At 37.7% G+C, this 408-nt stretch carries 1 protein-coding gene; it reads left to right on the top strand.

Annotated elements, in window-relative coordinates; genetic code table 11:
* Positions 1 to 48: 48 nt before the first annotated feature.
* Positions 49 to 408, top strand: a 360-nt coding sequence (locus tag DV872_RS26325; RefSeq protein WP_370446668.1) for a helix-turn-helix domain-containing protein, incomplete at its 3' end; no start/stop codon positions are given.

Genomic DNA, 408 nt, shown 5'->3' with positions numbered 1-408 from the left:
CTGAAAAACAGATTTCAGGAGATGAATGTGCCGCAGAAGAGGATTACCGTGAAGAAGTCAAAAGAAATAATTCGACTATATATTCAGTCGGATCTCAGCCGTCGTCAAATAGCATCTGCTCTTCAGATATCTCGCCCAATAGTTACCAAGACAATTGATAAATGGAAAGAATCAGGGAAGTCTTGGATTGAACTTACAGATATGAAGGACAGCGATTTTCATGTTCTTCTCTATCCAAAAATTAAACCTTTAGGCAAAGCAGATAGACTCAAGGAATTCTTTCCACAATTCGCAAAAGAATTGAAGAAAACAGGAGTTACTCTTCAGCTGCTTTGGGAAGAATATCGCATAGACAATCCAGATGGATTGAAGTACACACAATTCTGTTATCATTTTCAACAATGGAAG

Origin of the sequence: Oceanispirochaeta sp. M1, from assembly GCF_003346715.1 — a bacterium.
Classification (GTDB): Bacteria; Spirochaetota; Spirochaetia; order DSM-2461; family DSM-2461; genus Oceanispirochaeta.
Note: the sequence above shows the minus strand (reverse complement) of the source record. Positions and strands in the feature narration are given on the sequence as shown.